Source organism: Emticicia sp. GW821-FHT11C11 (genome assembly GCF_058808615.1).
The window spans coordinates 1,686,602-1,701,737 of the sequence record NZ_JBXARV010000001.1 but is presented as its reverse complement, the minus strand read 5'-3'; the positions used below and the strand labels follow the sequence as shown (position 1 = coordinate 1,701,737).

Genomic DNA, 15,136 nt, shown 5'->3' with positions numbered 1-15,136 from the left:
CGGCAATTAAGTTACCTTATTACATTCATTTTTTAACATATTTATGAAACTTCATGTTGCTAAATTTTACCCCAAGGCATGATATGTTTCTAACCAAACTAGCTTTTTACAGAGCAAATTAGGGGTATAATTACCACAATGAAAGTAACCGTAGTTGGTGCAGGTGCTGTAGGAGCAACCACTGCCGATAACATCGCTCGCAAGCAGATTGTCGATGAAGTAGTATTATTAGATATCAAACAAGGAGTAGCCGAAGGAAAAGCTATGGATTTAATGCAAACTGCCTCTTTAGAAGGGTTTGACACTAAAATCATCGGCTCTACAAACGATTACGCCAAAACAGCTAAATCTGACGTTGTAGTGATCACCTCAGGCTTACCTCGTAAACCGGGCATGACTCGCGAAGAGTTGATCGGTATCAATGCAGGTATTGTGAAAGGAGTAGTGACGCAGATCCTTACCTATTCTCCAAAAGCAATCTTATTGATTGTATCTAACCCGATGGATACCATGACTTACCTTGCTTTGCAGGTAGCTCAATCGTTGGGAGTTAACAAAAAACGTGTAATCGGTATGGGCGGCGCGCTTGACTCATCGCGTTTCCGTTATTATCTGTCACAAGCCATGGGTGTTTCTCAAGGCGATTTGCATGCTAACGTAATCGGTGGTCACGGTGATACAACCATGATTCCGCTTACCCGTCTGGCTACATGGAATGGTATCCCTGTCAGCAGATCTTTATCAAAAGAAGCACTTGCTAAAGTAGCTGCCGATACAATGGTTGGTGGTGCTACGCTAACAGGCTTATTAGGTACATCAGCATGGTATGCACCGGGTATAGCTTCGTGTTCAATGGTAGAGGCTATTATCCGTGACGAAAAACGTATTGTGCCTGCATCGGTATCTCTGAACGGAGAATACGGACAAAAAGATATTTGCTTAGGTGTGCCTGTAGTTTTAGGCAGAAACGGTTGGGAAAAAATCGTTAACTACCGCCTGAACAGAGAAGAGCAGGAAGCATTTGCAAAATCAGCCGATGCTGTAAGAAACATGAATAATGTATTGAGTACGCTAAGTATCTGATATAGTATCATAAAAAATTAAAAGATTGCAGAATCTCGCAGTGTAACCACTGCGAGATTCTCTTTTCTATGGGCAAATTATCTATCATATCTGCTAAGATTTGCCGTTTTATTTTTACATTTGACTAAGAATCTCAAAGACAGGATTCAAACGCCCAAGACCTTATTAATGGTGCATTCCGATGCTTGATAAAAATAACTTTATAGACCTCCTCAGCAATCCGCAGTCATTGAGCCTGAACGACACCATGTTTCTTGAAAATGCTACCAAAAAGTATCCGTATTTTCAATTGGGCTATACCATGATTGCCAAAGGCATTTACATCAAAGCTCCGGAGATTGCTCATGATGCCATCCGCAAAGCAGCTATTTATGCTTCAAGCAGAAATGCACTCAGAAAAGTAATTGAAGATGACATGGACTGGAATTTCACTTCAGCCGTTCGGATAAACGAAACGCCTGTTGAGGCAAAATTCACACACGATTCGATAGAGGAAGAACTGAACCGGGAAAAACTCGAAGAAGAATTAATTGAATCTATCGCCAAACCCGCTTTAAGAAACATACAGGACGAGCAACTGGCTATTATTGAGCAGTTTATAAAAAAAGAGCCTCGTATCCAACCTATTCGCACTACGGTGTCAGGCTACGAAGCGGAAGACCTAAGTGAGGTGAGCACCACACTGAAAGGTCCGCTCCTGACCGAAAGCTATGCCAAAATTTTATCGCGTCAGGGTCGTTTCTCGCAAGCAATAGAAGTTTATCATAAACTTATTGCAAAAAATCCCGAAAAAAATACTTACTTTGCAGAAAAAATAGCGGAATTACAAAAGAAGACTCTTTGAGTAAGAGGCTCTGTTTCAGAATAAATCATTGTTCATAGTTAATTTTAATTGAAAAAATGTACACTACAATCTTAGTTTTGATGGTTATTGTTGCCATTTTATTAGTTTTAATCATATTAATTCAGAATCCAAAAGGTGGTGGCATATCAAGCGAATTTAGTGGTGCTGGTTCACAAATGTTTGGGGTTCAACGTACCGGAGATCTTCTGGAACAACTTACCTGGGGATTCTTCACTTTTATCATTGTAGGAGCTTTGGTTTCAGGGATTTTCATTGATAAAACCGCAGGTAATGTTCAAGACAATGGTTTGAATGTTGAAAAAGCACAGACTCGCCCGGCAACAACTCCGGCACCGACGGCTGCTCCAACTCAGACACCAGCCAATACAACACCGGCTCAACCGCAGAAATAATATTGAATAAAGTAAAAAGTCTGATAAACCAATGTTTATCAGACTTTTTTTATGCGTTTCAGATAAGCTATTTCAATTTTCGTCCTTCAAATCTCTCTTCGCCTTCTCTTCATTTTCCTGCTTTAGCAAGGCAATTTCCTGTGTCAGCTTCGTTACGCTCTTTTGCAATTTTGAATTGACTATTGACAGATGCAACAGATAAATCAGTATCAGGAAGATGAATCCTGTAAAAACAAGGTTTGGCGCCTCATACACGCCGAATAATCTGGCTAACACTTCAAGTCCATCACGCCAGATCGAAAAAACCCCCAGCAAAACCGTACAAATCAACCAGACAATGGCGTATTCTTCTCTTAGTTTGCCCTTTAAAACCAGATAGGCAATAGATAACAGAAATGCAAAATTAATGATGATGGTAATAATCTGGATTCTGGCCATAGAACATGACAGGGTGTAGTATAAAAAAACATTTACTTAGCTGTTTGTAAAACAACTAAGTAAATGTAGCAAAATAAATAATCGGGGCTGAAATAATGCCTGTATATTAATTTTTCAAACCTTATGAAGGTGGATTCAGCAGCTAATCCGTTACGTTACTTCTTTTAATTATTCGTATCTCAACGATTCTATAGGATCAAGTTTCGAAGCTTTATATGCCGGATAAATACCCGAAATAATACCTACTACCACGCACACAATAATCCCCATGGTCATCCATCCCCAGGGCACAATAAAGCTGCTTTTATCGCTAATGAGTGAGGCTATCACATTTCCGACTGATATCCCCAGAATGATGCCCCCAATCCCGCCTAAAATACATATCACAACGGCCTCCATTAAAAACTGCAAACGAATCTTGAACGGCGTGGCTCCAATTGCTTTTCTGATACCTATTTCCCGGGTCCGCTCGGTCACCGATACCATCATGATATTCATAAGCGCAATAGAAGCACCTAATAATGTAATGATACCAATACCAAATCCGCCAACCCGCAGATAACCCGTTACTTCTTCAAAATCTTTGGCCAAAGCATCCGACCGCTCCATTTCAAAAGATTTAGGTTTGCTAACAGGGTCTTTTCTTACCCTGCGCATCACAGCTTCAGCTTCACCCATGATATAATCCATATCCGATACATTCTGCACCGAAGTAGTGATATCAAATGTCAGCTTCCTGTTTCCGGCAATTTGTCTCCCGGTTTCAAGAGGCACAAGAGCCACCCTGTCGTCGCCACCGCCATTGATACTCCCTTTTTTCTCCATCACACCAATCACTTTAAATCTTAATCCGAGAAGCGTAATATCTTTATCTATCGGATTCTCTTTCGGGAAGAGTAAGGCAGAAAGTTCATTTCCGAGAATCACTACATTATTGGTAAAATCAATGTCATTTTTATTGATATCTCTCCCCGCCTGTAGTTTATATCCTTTAATGGTCAGGAAATCCTCATCAATACCGCGAATCATAGTATTCGGATTCGTCTTGATTGATTTGTATTTCAACTGTGCGGCTCCTGCCACATTCGTATAAATACTGATAGTGGCCGATGTCTTGCCCTGAAACAGCTCTTTATACAATTTTGCCTGACGGTAATCAATCGGCGGAAAATCCTTCTCCTCTACTCCGCCGTTTCTACGGCGCCATGGTCTTGGGCCAAGAATATCAAATGAGTTGGCTCCCAGCCCGGCAAAACTATTATCAACCGAACTCTGCATGCCATCTATAGCTGTCAGAATCCCTACCAATGAGGTAATACCTATAGCAATAATAAGTGCCGTAAGCACTGTGCGAAGCATATTACCTTTTATAGACCGAAGCCCCTCGCGAACATTTTCTTGTAAATTCATTGAACAAACTGCTTGAGTTTTTGGAGAGATGCATGCCGATATTTCTACCAGACGTTACAATTACAAAGTTCAATAAGAGTTTTGAAACCAGCAAACCAATGAGATAACTGAATCAGCCGTTTATCATTATTTTTAAGCGAATCGTCTCTTTTTCAGTCAAAAGAGAACAAGGTCTTTTACTTTTAAGCAAATTTGAGCAAAATAATTCAGGATTTGCCTAACTTCGGCAGTCCAAATAACCTCATCAAACAAATTTTCTTGTATGAAAAAAACTACCTTACTTGTTATTACCGGCTTAGCTTTATCTACCGGTTTTGGTTATGCCCAAACCAAAGATACGCCAAAAGACCCGGTTATTGCCAACATCATTAAAGAAGCCAACGAAAACTCACAGCTTGAAAAAATAGCCCATGAACTGATGGATGGAATCGGCCCGAGATTAGTAGGTTCTCCTCAAATGGCTCAGGCACACGATTGGGCTATTGCCAAATATAAAGAATGGGGAATACCGGCGAAAAATGAAAAGTGGGGCGAATGGCGTGGCTGGGAAAGAGGCGTTTCGCATATAGATATGGTGCATCCGCGTGTAAAGTCGCTCGAAGGTATGCAATTAGCCTGGAGTCCCAGTACTAAAGAGCAATCGGTAGTTGCGGAAACCATTATTATACCTGATTTGACAGATTCCCTTGCATTCAAGAAATGGTTGCCGACTGTAAAAGGTAAGTTTGTGATGATATCAATGAACCAACCTACTGGTCGCCCGGATTACAACTGGGAGGAGTTCGGCACTAAAGAATCGGTTGAAAAAATGAAAGCCGACCGTAATGCGCAAACCGAAGCATGGACCAAACGCATCAGCAAAACAGGACTGAATACACGTACACTTCCGATAGCTTTGGAAAAGGCCGGCGCAGTGGGTATCGTGATGTGCTATTGGTCAAGAGGTTTTGGCGCCAACAAGATTTTCGGAGCTAATACTAAAACTATTCCGACTATCGATATTTCAGTGGAAGACTACGGCCTTCTATATCGTTTGACAGAATCGGGCATTAAACCTAAAATAAGTGTACGCGCCGACTCTAAGGAACTGGGTGTTGTACCTACTTTTAATACTATTGCTGAAATTAAAGGTACTGAAAAACCGAACGAGTATGTAATGCTTTCGGCACACTTCGACTCATGGGACGGGGGTACCGGCGCAACCGATAATGGTACCGGCACTATTGTCATGATGGAAGCCATGCGTTTGTTAAAGAAATTCTATCCGAATCCTAAAAGAACCATTCTGGTGGGTCACTGGGGTAGCGAAGAGCAAGGCCTGAACGGCTCAAGAGCTTTTGTAGAAGACCATCCTGAAATTGTATCCAACCTACAGGCATTGTTTAATCAGGATAACGGTACCGGACGGGTTGTGAATATTTCAGGTCAGGGTTACCTGCATGCTTATGATTACATTGGCCGTTGGTTGTCTAAAGTACCTGCCGAATATAAAAAAGGACTTGAAACACGCTTCCCAGGATCTCCGGGAGCCGGTGGTTCCGACTTTGCTTCATTTGTAGCAGCTGGTGCACCGGGCTTTTCACTCAGCTCGCTTAACTGGTCGTATGGCACTTATACCTGGCACACCAACCGTGACACATACGATAAAATCGTTTTTGATGATGTTCGCAATAATGCCATTCTTGCTGCTATTCTGGCGTATCAGGCAAGTGAAGATCCAGCCAAGATATCAACCGAAAAAAGTGTTCTGCCTTTGAATGAAAAAGGTGAGCGTGGTTCATGGCCGGCTAAAAGGTCTCCAACCAGAAAAGGTGGTCTGGACTAATATTTCTTTTAAACTAAAAGGCCTTTGAATCATCTCAAAGGCCTTTTAGTTTCTTCTCAATCAATCTCTTTTCCGGCTCTGAAACAACCAGGCTCAAAGCTTTTTCATAACATTGTGCCGCGTTACCCACATCATTCAGCTCGGTATATAAATCTCCTTTAGTAGTGTGATATATATAGTTCTGTTCAAGGCTTTCCAGGTTTTCAATATCTTTCAATGCTATTTCCGGCCCATGAACATATCCTTTCGCAATGGCTCTGCTTAGATGTACAAAAGGTGTTGGCTTTAGCTCTGCCAGAAGATTATATAGTCTCAGAATAACCTCCCAGTTGGTTTGTTCAAATGCAGGAGCCGAAGCATGATACGAAGCAATAGCCGCTTCTAAATGATATTCGCTAATCTCATTGCCGGATGCCGACTGCCTGAAAAACTCATAAGCGCGTGAAATCATGAAACTGTCCCAAAGGTTTCGGTTCTGGTCTTTCAGCAATACAATAGCTCCGTTCTCATCAATTCTCGCCGGGAACCTGGCCACCTGAAAGCACATCAAAGCCAGTAATGCGTTGGTTTTGGGCAGGTTGGTACGCTCGTTTCTGGTCAGGAATAAACCCAATCTAATGGCCTCTTCACAAAGGTCTTGTCTGATTAATTGATTAGGATGCGACGAGCTGTATCCTTCACTGAAAATAAGATAAATGATTTTCAATACTGTGTCCAGCCGCACGGCCAATTCTTTACCTTGTGGTACTTCTAATATTATGTTCTCCGTCCGGATCCTCTCTTTTGCTCTGTAAAGTCTTTTGTTAACTGTGTCCTCATTTGTCAGAAAAGCTCTGGCTATTTCGGCGGCGTTTAGCCCTCCTAAAATTTTAAGGCTCAACGTAATCTGCGCTTCCAATGCTAATGCAGGATGACAACACGCAAACAGCATTCTTAGCTGGTTGTCTTCCATTTCATCGGCCAAAAACATCCTGCCCAGTTTTTCTTCAGGTTCGGCCAGATACGTTAATTCCTCACTTATCTCAGCAAAAAGTTTTTCCCGTCTTATTAAATCAAGCGCATGGTTTTTAGCTACTCTGTAGAGCCAGGCCGACGGATTATCGGGTATGGTTGTACGCCATTCATGTATTGCCTTTAAAAGGGTATCCTGCACAATATCTTCGGCCACTTCGATCCGGTCAAAACCAAACATACGTGCCAACGCGGCAGTCATCTTTCCCGCCTCATGGCGAAAAAGATGACCTACCAGTTGATTAACACGTTGATATTCTGATGGTTCAATCAAATTATTCGTAGTTCTGAATAGGTCTTATTTCTACCACGCTTTCATAGTCGTACATGGGGCAACCTTTAGACAGCTCAATGGCTTCTTCTATTGAGTCTGCTTTTAGCAACATAAAACCACTTACAATTTCCTTCGCTTCGGTATAGGGTCCGTCTGTCACCACATGGCCTGCCCCTTTTACAATCTTACCCGATGCCTGAAGTGCATCTGTGGCAATCAGTTTGCCCTGAGCAGCTATACCGCCAATCCAGGTATTCCATTTCTGAAGTTCAGCCTGCATGTCTTCTGGCGAGAAATTTTCGTACATTGATTCAACTTCCATTTCGTTGCGAAAAATAAGCATGAATTTTTCCATGATTTTTTATTTTTAGATGTTCATAAAACTAATATCACTCAGTAGACGAACCAGTTTTTGCTTTTTGGACACAAATTCATTTTTTTTTCTTAAATTGCTTAAAAGGCAATTTATCCGGCATTCAATAAGGTTATATTTTTTTCGTTAGTGATGTAATGATTGCTGAAATATGAGAAATTAATTTGGTTTTTATCTATGAAGAAATTAGTTATTTTAATACTGTTGTCTCTTTCATTCACCTCTCAGGTATTTGCCAATAAGATATTAATACCAATGGATGAAGGCCAGAAAAACCATCTGAAGGCATACGGTATTGCATTTTGGTTATTGAAAGAACACGAAACAGAAGTAGAGTGGTTGCTGAATTTCAGAGGGGGCAGTTTTTTATTCGGTGCCTCTCAGAATTATATCAACGAGTGTGTGATCAGAGGTGTAAGTTATGAAGTAATTTCTGACGCAGAATCGCAATCTGTTTTAGCTCAGATTGCTTCGCCGGATGCCAACATGGATGCCGTGAAGCTGAATAAGGCGCCAAAAATTGCCGTATATTCTCCTAAAACTACCCAACCCTGGGACGACGCCGTTACATTAGTGCTTACCTATGCCGAGATTCCATACGATAAAATTTTTGATGAGGAAGTACTAGAGAATAAACTTCCGGAATATGACTGGCTGCACCTGCACCATGAAGATTTCACGGGGCAGTTTGGTAAATTTCTGCGTATGCGCGGGCAAGGCTGGTATCAGGAGCAAAAGCTGGAAGCCGAAACCATAGCCAGAAAGTTTAATTTCCAGAAAGTTTCAGAACTCAAACTCGCGGTGTCTAAGAAAATCCGGGATTTTGTATCCGGCGGTGGCTATATGTTTGCCATGTGCAATGCTACCGATACTTTCGATATCGCCCTGGCTGCTGACGGCATAGACATTGTTGAAACCCCATACGACGGAGATGGTGCGGACCCAAACGCTGATAAAAAACTGAATTTCGATAACTGCTTTGCTTTTCAGAATTTCAGGCTGATACTCAACCCTTATGAACTGGAGTTTTCAACTATTGATAACCAACAGGAAGAAAGAGGAGTAAATGAAACCAACGATTATTTTTCCTTATTCCAATTTTCGGCAAAGTGGGATCCGATTCCGACCATGCTCACTCAAAACCACGTGAATCTGATTAAGGGATTTATGGGTCAAACCACCGCCTTTAAGAAACAATACATTAAACCTGAGGCTATTATTCTGGCAGAAAACCGGTCTCTGGGTGAAGCGCGCTATATACACGGTACAATGGGTAAGGGATTCTGGACTTTCTATGGAGGCCATGACCCCGAAGATTATCAGCATTTTGTTGGAGAAGAACCTACTGATCTGAACCTGCACCCTACTTCAGCAGGTTACAGGCTTATTCTAAATAATATTCTCTTTCCGGCTGCAAAGAAGAAAAAATTAAAGACTTAAATATCAGGCATCAAAAAAGCAGCCTGTAAACAGGCTGCTTTCAGTATTCAAAATTCCGGTTAAGAATTCTCTTTCTTAACCTTTTTGCCTCTGTTCTTTGCCCATTCCTCTGCTTTTGACGTTGCAATAGCAATGGCAGAACCTTCCTCTCTCCCATCTTCAAGTAAGGCATTTGCAATTTCAATAGCCTTATTTCTTACCGGTGCCTGGAAGTTCTTCAGAGACTGCGGATAATTTGATTTTGTCCAAGGCATAATATACTTGCTTAAGAAAAGAATATTTTTCTTTTCAGTTTTTACAACTTATCTGTTAATTTCTCGAGCTTCTCAGCTTCTTCTTTATGATGTATCAAGGTAGGAAGTACCTTAGCTGCAAAAGCCTTCAAGTCAGCATCATTAGCGTTATCTGCTATTTTCTGAAATTTTTCAACATCTTTTTTATGGTCATCAAGCATCACGTCCATATATTTTCTGTCAAACTGTTTTCCGGTTTCTTCAGAAACATCATTAACGGTCTTTTGGTGTTTGTCTGCCAATGTTGCGGGCAAAACAATATTTTTACTTTCGGCCAGGCTTTTCAATTCTGCATTGGCTTTAGTATGATCATCAATCATCATTTGGGCAAATTCTTTCACCTTAGCTGATGTTGCTTTTTGCAATGCGACTTTCGCCAACTCAACTTCCATCATTCCGCCGCTTGCTATCTCAACTACTGACTCTGCATCCTCTTTTTGTGCAACTGCCATAGAATCGGTAGAAGCGGTTGCATCAATTGCCTGATTATTAACTTGCTCTGTAGAATCTTTTGAATCTTCGGCAGTTGAATTTGAATTACATGACGCCATTCCCATTATTACGGCAACAGCTAAACCTAATAGAACACTTTTATTTTTCATGATAAAACAGGATTTAGTTACACCTATAAAGGCAAAAAAGCCATGCCATTTATCTGAGCCTATTTAATGGGGTCTATTTTCTACTCTTAATTTTTTTATTTTTTTTTGATTATAAGCATTGGTTATTGGCTCCATTCGGAAAATGGGGATTATATTCCCCAATCTGTTCAAATTATTCCTCTGCCCCCCATTTTACCCGCTATAACCACGAAACAACCTCTACAATTACCTGATTTGAATATAGTGGAGTAAATACCTCAATAATCTATACTAATTACATTTCAGTTGGTTGAATCTCTTATACAAAAAAATGTCCGTTTATCAGAAAAATAGTGACTGACAAACGGACAATTACAGATATTCTGATAATAAATATCTATTTATATTGACTTATAACGAGCCTCAAAATCTTTTATTCTTCTTCTGGAAATACACAATTCTTCTCCGGATTGAAGGAAAACCGAACCAGAAAGTTTATCCAGTTTGATTTTTTCTATATGCATCATATTAATGATTATACCGCGGTGTATTCTGAAAAAATACGGTAATACCATCAATTTATTCTCATAAACCTGCAGATTTCTGGCACTCAGATACGTTCTGCCATTGGTCAGATACAAAATTGTGTAATTGATTTTACTCTCCAGAAATATAACTTCTTCCGGACGAACGAATTTAGACTTGCCTCCTACAAGGAAGCGTAGAGTTAATGATGGATTCATTGGTAAGTGAGTTTTCATGGATGTTTATTTTACTTTCTTATAGATTACTATCAAAAAACTTGATGAAGGTTATAAAAACATTCATTTGCTTTTTAATTAAGATAAAACTTTATGCCACACATTCAATCATGCACCGTTTACGGCATAGAACCGTTTAAAACTTTCTATTACAATTGTAAAAACCGCCTGTATTTCACCAACAAGGGTCTACAAGATAATAGTAGAAGTGAGGCCGATAAGAGGCAATCGGCTGTCAAACCCAAAGTAACTCATGTAAATCCTGAACAAATCATTTTGTTCTCAAGAAAATAAGTAATTTTATAGCTGTAAAATCTCTAAACATTCTCAGCTATACTTATGACTAATTCTCTGCAAGTTGTTCATAACAGTGAAGACAATCTGTTTACCATACACATTGGCGACGACATGGCCTATCAGGAATATATTCAAACCAAAACTGATTTGGTTATTACACACACCGAAGTACCTAAGGAATTGGAAGGCCGGGGTTTAGGTAGTTTACTTGCCAAAAATGCCTTGATTTATGCAGAAGAACATGGCCTGAAAATTATGCCTTTATGCCCGTTTATGGCTGCCTATGTGCGTAAACACTATGAAGAATACAAACACTTACTAGCTCCCGGATTTAACGTCTGATCAACTATGAATATCTCTAGAAAAAACGCACTAAAATCACTATTGGCAACCCTCATTGGCCTGCCTGCATTAGCGGCAAAAGAAAAGGACAATAAAGATCTTCCGGGCTTTAAAGACGAGTTCGCAACAGCCTGGAAAAGCTCGCTGGATTATACATTGAAAATTTTCAATCAAATGCCGGAAGATAAATTCGAGTACAAGTATACGCCGGAGTCTTTTTCGTTCAGAACCCAGTTTGTGCATTGTATTACTTTTACAACAGCACAGCTTTGCGGAAGATTAAACATTCCGAATCCTTATGACGAAAAAGAAAAACAAAACGGTTATTGGGCTAAGTTGTCTAAAGCAGAACTGGAAACTGAACTGAAAGGATTTTATGCCTGGGTTGAAAAAACAGTTTTTGAAACAAAACCTGAGAAACTGATGCAACCGGAAGCTTATGCAGGAGACAAAATTCCTGTGTGGAGATTATTCTATGCACTCGAAAATCATATTATTCATCATCGCGGACAAGCCATTTGTTACCTGCGTTTGAATGGTGTCACACCCATTGGTTATATTGGCTGGTAATATCAATCACTGATAAATAAAAATCCCTGCAAGTTGAACTTGCAGGGATTTTTTACAATTAAAATTTCTTTATGATACAAGAACCCGTACTACAACAACGGCTATATGATCTTCTGAGTCTTCTGTATTGAGTTTCATCAAGCGTTACATATACCTTATTATAGTCGCCAACCATTACGTCCTGCTTTGTGAAATTGTAGCTTAGTGATACCGGAATATTCACATCCAGATCAGGCAATCTATTACCATCAGCATTAGCTACTCTGAATGTCTTTGAAATCGTGCTTGTACCGGTTGTAACTACTTCATAACCAGACTTAACAGGCACCGAATATGAACCTAAGCAAAGATATTTATCTGCTGTTTCGCCCACGGCCAGTTTACCGGTTTTTTTGTATACTCCTATTATTGTTACATTCTGTGAGCTATTTTTAATACTACCATCCTGAATTTCAGATCTTCCAATGAAATTGACTTTTTGGTCAGCACATTGAGTTGCACCTGCTGTTCCGATAGTGGCATCGCCCGGGTTATTCGACAGTATTTTCTTTTCGATTGATTGAGTCGAAGTAGCTACTGCACTTGCAGAAACCGGACAAGATTTATACGCTTTGCTCAATGTTTTGAATTGTTTCTCATCAACATTCAGATATATTTTATCGCCTTCGCCTACACCAATGTCAGATTTTGTAATTCTGTAATCTAAAGTTAACGGTAAAATCAGATTGACAGGAGCAACAGTTTCGTTTCCTGTAACGCATACCGGAATTGTTGTAGTGTACGACGACTCACCTTTTACGCTGTAATCGTACGTAGCGCGATAGTTAACCGGATAAGTGCCCAGGCATAATCCTTTAGTACCGTTTACTGCAACAATTTCCATCGATTTAGTTGCATTTAACACCTCACCGCTTGCAATTTCTCCCTTCGCGGTAATGGTTACCTCTTGCTGCACAACTCTGGTAGGTTCTGCAACAGGCCCAGCCGGAAGATAAACAGGAACGTAAAATGCATTACCGCATTTCTTCATGATATAAATAAAGCAATCGCCGGATTTTGCCGCGAGTTTGAAGGTCTCGAAATTATTCCCTAAAATCGACCAGGTATATTTATGGCCTCGGGCGTAAGCACCCATCCAACCCGTAGAGCCTTTAGGAAGAACCTCCGGAGCGATACTGGCTGCGGTAAATGAAGGGTCATTTACACCTGAATAACCAAGAGCAATCAAAAGGTCGTCCATCTCTTTTTTGATACCTCTTTGATTCCGGACATAAACTCTTTTCAAATGACTGTAGGCTGACTGCGCTGTATGTCTGGGAATTTCCCCGAACTGAGGACTCGTACCTAATCGGTTTACCACAACAGGTGTTTTGTCGGCATTACCTTGAAATACCTGATACGGCAACGAATTACACAGAGAAGATTTTTGATTCGGAGCAGGGTTTTGTTGAGAAAAACCAGCTATTGGTAATAATAATACCACAAGCGCGAGAATCGCAAATGAAGATCTTTTCATTTTCTTAAATTTTAAAAGTGTCTGAATTTGATTTAATTTAAATCCGAACGGATTTAAATATTATACTCCATTAAAGTGATGATAACAGTTTTTCAAAGAAAAAAACTGTACCATCTATTTAGATTTTGTGAGTTGGAGGTTCAGACCATGTATTTCTGAATGGTCTGAATCTCCAACTCACAAAAAGATAAATACTAAATTGAAAGGCAGACATCACAACGTGAAGCGCTCTTATCTGGTTTTGTTGTCTTATTAATCTTGTTATAAGCAGCACGAGCATTTATGCCTGTACTATTATTTACTTGAGAACTTATAAATTGTTGTGGTACGATACGTTTCGCCCGGTTTCAGCACAACTGTTGGAAATGCTTTCTGATTTGGTGAATCAGGGAAGTGCTCTGTTTCAAAACAGAATCCGTATCTCTTTTTATAAACCACACCGTTTTTGCCGGTAATTGACCCATCCAGAAAGTTGCCGGTATAAAATTGTACTCCCGGTTCGGTTGTAAATACTTCCATGAAACGGCCGGTAGTTGGCTCATAGGCAGACGCAGCCAGCGTTAGCGAGTCCTTACCCGGTTTATTCAATACCCAGCAATGGTCGTATCCGCCTCCGGCTTTGATCTGGGCGTCGGTCGTATCATTGATACCCTTGCCAATAGCCACCGGTGACGTAAAATCAAATACAGTACCTTTCACAGGTTTCAGTTCTCCGGTTGGTATCAGGGTTTTATTTACAGGTAAAAAACGGTCAGCATGAATCGTTACCTCATGTCCGAGATGATCCGTTTTTCCGCCAGTCAGATTAAAATAAGAGTGTTGGGTAAGATTTATAACTGTTGATTTATCAGTAGTCGCGTTATAATTGATTTCAAGGGCGTTGTCTTCGGTCAACACATAAGTAATTTCAACACTCAGGTTTCCGGGATACCCCTCTTCTCCGTCTTTGCTCACATAGTTCAGTTTTAGTCCGGTTCTGCCATCTTTCAGTTCTTCGGTTTTCCAGATTACCTTGTCGAAACCGACTTTACCGCCATGCAAATGATTCGGTCCGTTGTTTTGAAGCAGTGAATAGGTTTTTCCGTCAAGTGTAAATTTTGCTCCGCCTATTCTGTTACCGTATCTCCCTACCAGCGCTCCGAAAAACGGACTGGCTTTCAGATAGCCCGACAAAGAATCGTATCCCAGCACCACATCTTCATATTTGCCGTCTTTATCAGGAGCCGTCCAATGTGTAATCAAACCACCATAATTACTTATTTTTATCTCCATGCCTTTGGCATTTCTGAGTGTATATAAATCAACTTTCTGGCCGTCAGGTAATTCTCCCCAGGATTGCTTTGAAATCGATGCTTCAGATTTTGTTGTTTCCATATTGTTTTCATTATTTTTTGATTGACAGGCCATACCTGCGTACATTAGAAGTATTCCTGCCAAAAGGAATCTGGCTTGAGTTTTAAAATTGTCCATAATTATAAGGGGGTTGTTTTTGATTGCCAATATTACACAAAAACTATTAAATTGGAACTTTGTTCGATAAACATTTCTGATTTTTAAGTTCTTCCGGTAAACGAAAGCCATAACTTTACCGTTTAAACTAAACAAATATTCAGTACCGAATTAAAAATACAGATCTGTTCTGTTTTACTAATTCTACAGAGTGTA

General features: G+C 40.2%; 16 protein-coding genes. 7 read left to right on the top strand and 9 right to left on the bottom strand.

The window, feature by feature from the left end; all coding sequences use genetic code 11:
• Positions 1-138: 138 nt before the first annotated feature.
• The 3 genes from AC1RRY_RS07275 (at position 139) to secG (ending at position 2,340) form a co-directional block, all read left to right on the top strand.
• Positions 139-1,083, top strand: a complete 945-nt coding sequence (locus AC1RRY_RS07275; RefSeq protein WP_492816947.1) for a malate dehydrogenase — start codon at positions 139-141, stop codon at positions 1,081-1,083.
• 181 nt (positions 1,084-1,264) lie between these two features.
• Entirely contained in the window at positions 1,265-1,927 is a 663-nt protein-coding gene (locus AC1RRY_RS07270; protein WP_492816949.1) for a DUF8458 domain-containing protein, read from the top strand.
• A 56-nt stretch (positions 1,928-1,983) separates the two neighbouring features.
• Positions 1,984-2,340, top strand: a complete 357-nt coding sequence (secG, locus tag AC1RRY_RS07265) for a preprotein translocase subunit SecG (RefSeq protein WP_492816951.1) — start codon at positions 1,984-1,986, stop codon at positions 2,338-2,340.
• Between the two features lie 72 nt (positions 2,341-2,412).
• On the opposite strand, the gene AC1RRY_RS07260 is transcribed toward secG, so the two are convergent.
• Entirely contained in the window at positions 2,413-2,778 is a 366-nt protein-coding gene (locus AC1RRY_RS07260) for a DUF2304 domain-containing protein (RefSeq protein WP_492816953.1), read from the bottom strand.
• A 168-nt stretch (positions 2,779-2,946) separates the two neighbouring features.
• Positions 2,947-4,188, bottom strand: a complete 1,242-nt coding sequence (locus AC1RRY_RS07255; RefSeq protein ID WP_492816955.1) for an ABC transporter permease — start codon at positions 4,186-4,188, stop codon at positions 2,947-2,949.
• A 262-nt stretch (positions 4,189-4,450) separates the two neighbouring features.
• Between AC1RRY_RS07255 and AC1RRY_RS07250 the strand changes: the two genes are divergently transcribed.
• Complete coding sequence (locus AC1RRY_RS07250) at positions 4,451-6,013, top strand: M20/M25/M40 family metallo-hydrolase (RefSeq protein ID WP_492816957.1); 1,563 nt, start codon at positions 4,451-4,453, stop codon at positions 6,011-6,013.
• 34 nt (positions 6,014-6,047) lie between these two features.
• Here the strand turns inward: AC1RRY_RS07250 and AC1RRY_RS07245 are convergent, their stop codons facing one another.
• Together AC1RRY_RS07245 and AC1RRY_RS07240 are read right to left on the bottom strand one after the other, a co-directional pair.
• Complete coding sequence (locus AC1RRY_RS07245) at positions 6,048-7,298, bottom strand: RNA polymerase sigma factor (protein WP_492816959.1); 1,251 nt, start codon at positions 7,296-7,298, stop codon at positions 6,048-6,050.
• Between the two features lies 1 nt (position 7,299).
• Positions 7,300-7,653, bottom strand: coding sequence for a YciI family protein (locus tag AC1RRY_RS07240; protein ID WP_492816961.1), 354 nt, complete (start codon positions 7,651-7,653; stop codon positions 7,300-7,302).
• Between the two features lie 195 nt (positions 7,654-7,848).
• On the opposite strand from AC1RRY_RS07240, the gene AC1RRY_RS07235 reads away from it, so the two are divergent.
• A complete protein-coding gene (locus AC1RRY_RS07235; protein WP_492816963.1) occupies positions 7,849-9,111 on the top strand; it encodes an asparagine synthetase B in 1,263 nt (420 codons plus the stop codon).
• Between the two features lie 59 nt (positions 9,112-9,170).
• On the opposite strand, the gene AC1RRY_RS07230 is transcribed toward AC1RRY_RS07235, so the two are convergent.
• The 3 genes from AC1RRY_RS07230 to AC1RRY_RS07220 form a co-directional block, all read right to left on the bottom strand.
• Entirely contained in the window at positions 9,171-9,365 is a 195-nt protein-coding gene (locus AC1RRY_RS07230) for a DUF2188 domain-containing protein (RefSeq protein ID WP_492816965.1), read from the bottom strand.
• 41 nt (positions 9,366-9,406) lie between these two features.
• Positions 9,407-10,006, bottom strand: coding sequence for a DUF4142 domain-containing protein (locus tag AC1RRY_RS07225; protein ID WP_492816967.1), 600 nt, complete (start codon positions 10,004-10,006; stop codon positions 9,407-9,409).
• A gap of 380 nt (positions 10,007-10,386) precedes the next feature.
• The gene (locus AC1RRY_RS07220; protein ID WP_492816969.1) at positions 10,387-10,728 is read right to left on the bottom strand and encodes a LytR/AlgR family response regulator transcription factor; all 342 of its coding nucleotides are present in this window, start codon (positions 10,726-10,728) and stop codon (positions 10,387-10,389) included.
• Between the two features lie 357 nt (positions 10,729-11,085).
• Here AC1RRY_RS07220 and AC1RRY_RS07215 point away from each other — a divergent pair, with 357 nt between their 5' ends.
• Positions 11,086-11,385 (top strand): GNAT family N-acetyltransferase, encoded by a 300-nt coding sequence (locus tag AC1RRY_RS07215; RefSeq protein ID WP_492816971.1) that lies wholly within the window; start codon positions 11,086-11,088, stop codon positions 11,383-11,385.
• 6 nt (positions 11,386-11,391) lie between these two features.
• Positions 11,392-11,955, top strand: coding sequence for a DinB family protein (locus tag AC1RRY_RS07210; RefSeq protein WP_492816973.1), 564 nt, complete (start codon positions 11,392-11,394; stop codon positions 11,953-11,955).
• A gap of 58 nt (positions 11,956-12,013) precedes the next feature.
• Here the strand turns inward: AC1RRY_RS07210 and AC1RRY_RS07205 are convergent, their stop codons facing one another.
• Together AC1RRY_RS07205 and AC1RRY_RS07200 are read right to left on the bottom strand one after the other, a co-directional pair.
• Positions 12,014-13,471: a hypothetical protein gene (locus tag AC1RRY_RS07205; RefSeq protein WP_492816975.1), complete on the bottom strand. Its 1,458-nt coding sequence runs from the start codon at positions 13,469-13,471 to the stop codon at positions 12,014-12,016.
• A gap of 294 nt (positions 13,472-13,765) precedes the next feature.
• Positions 13,766-14,890 carry an aldose epimerase family protein gene (locus AC1RRY_RS07200; RefSeq protein WP_492819259.1) on the bottom strand — a complete coding sequence of 375 codons (1,125 nt, stop codon included), beginning with the start codon at positions 14,888-14,890 and terminating at the stop codon, positions 13,766-13,768.
• Positions 14,891-15,136 lie beyond the last annotated feature (246 nt).

Excerpts from the sequence above, each read along its gene's own strand:
- AC1RRY_RS07275 (WP_492816947.1), top strand. The coding sequence starts at position 139 with ATGAAAGTAACCGTAGTTGGTGCAGGTGCTGTAGGAGCAACCACTGCC.
- AC1RRY_RS07270 (WP_492816949.1), top strand. The coding sequence starts at position 1,265 with ATGCTTGATAAAAATAACTTTATAGACCTCCTCAGCAATCCGCAGTCA.
- secG (WP_492816951.1), top strand. The coding sequence starts at position 1,984 with ATGTACACTACAATCTTAGTTTTGATGGTTATTGTTGCCATTTTATTA.
- AC1RRY_RS07260 (WP_492816953.1), bottom strand. The coding sequence starts at position 2,778 with ATGGCCAGAATCCAGATTATTACCATCATCATTAATTTTGCATTTCTG.
- AC1RRY_RS07255 (WP_492816955.1), bottom strand. The coding sequence starts at position 4,188 with ATGAATTTACAAGAAAATGTTCGCGAGGGGCTTCGGTCTATAAAAGGT.
- AC1RRY_RS07250 (WP_492816957.1), top strand. The coding sequence starts at position 4,451 with ATGAAAAAAACTACCTTACTTGTTATTACCGGCTTAGCTTTATCTACC.
- AC1RRY_RS07240 (WP_492816961.1), bottom strand. The coding sequence starts at position 7,653 with ATGGAAAAATTCATGCTTATTTTTCGCAACGAAATGGAAGTTGAATCA.
- AC1RRY_RS07235 (WP_492816963.1), top strand. The coding sequence starts at position 7,849 with ATGAAGAAATTAGTTATTTTAATACTGTTGTCTCTTTCATTCACCTCT.
- AC1RRY_RS07230 (WP_492816965.1), bottom strand. The coding sequence starts at position 9,365 with ATGCCTTGGACAAAATCAAATTATCCGCAGTCTCTGAAGAACTTCCAG.
- AC1RRY_RS07225 (WP_492816967.1), bottom strand. The coding sequence starts at position 10,006 with ATGAAAAATAAAAGTGTTCTATTAGGTTTAGCTGTTGCCGTAATAATG.
- AC1RRY_RS07220 (WP_492816969.1), bottom strand. The coding sequence starts at position 10,728 with ATGAATCCATCATTAACTCTACGCTTCCTTGTAGGAGGCAAGTCTAAA.
- AC1RRY_RS07215 (WP_492816971.1), top strand. The coding sequence starts at position 11,086 with ATGACTAATTCTCTGCAAGTTGTTCATAACAGTGAAGACAATCTGTTT.
- AC1RRY_RS07210 (WP_492816973.1), top strand. The coding sequence starts at position 11,392 with ATGAATATCTCTAGAAAAAACGCACTAAAATCACTATTGGCAACCCTC.
- AC1RRY_RS07205 (WP_492816975.1), bottom strand. The coding sequence starts at position 13,471 with ATGAAAAGATCTTCATTTGCGATTCTCGCGCTTGTGGTATTATTATTA.
- AC1RRY_RS07200 (WP_492819259.1), bottom strand. The coding sequence starts at position 14,890 with ATGTACGCAGGTATGGCCTGTCAATCAAAAAATAATGAAAACAATATG.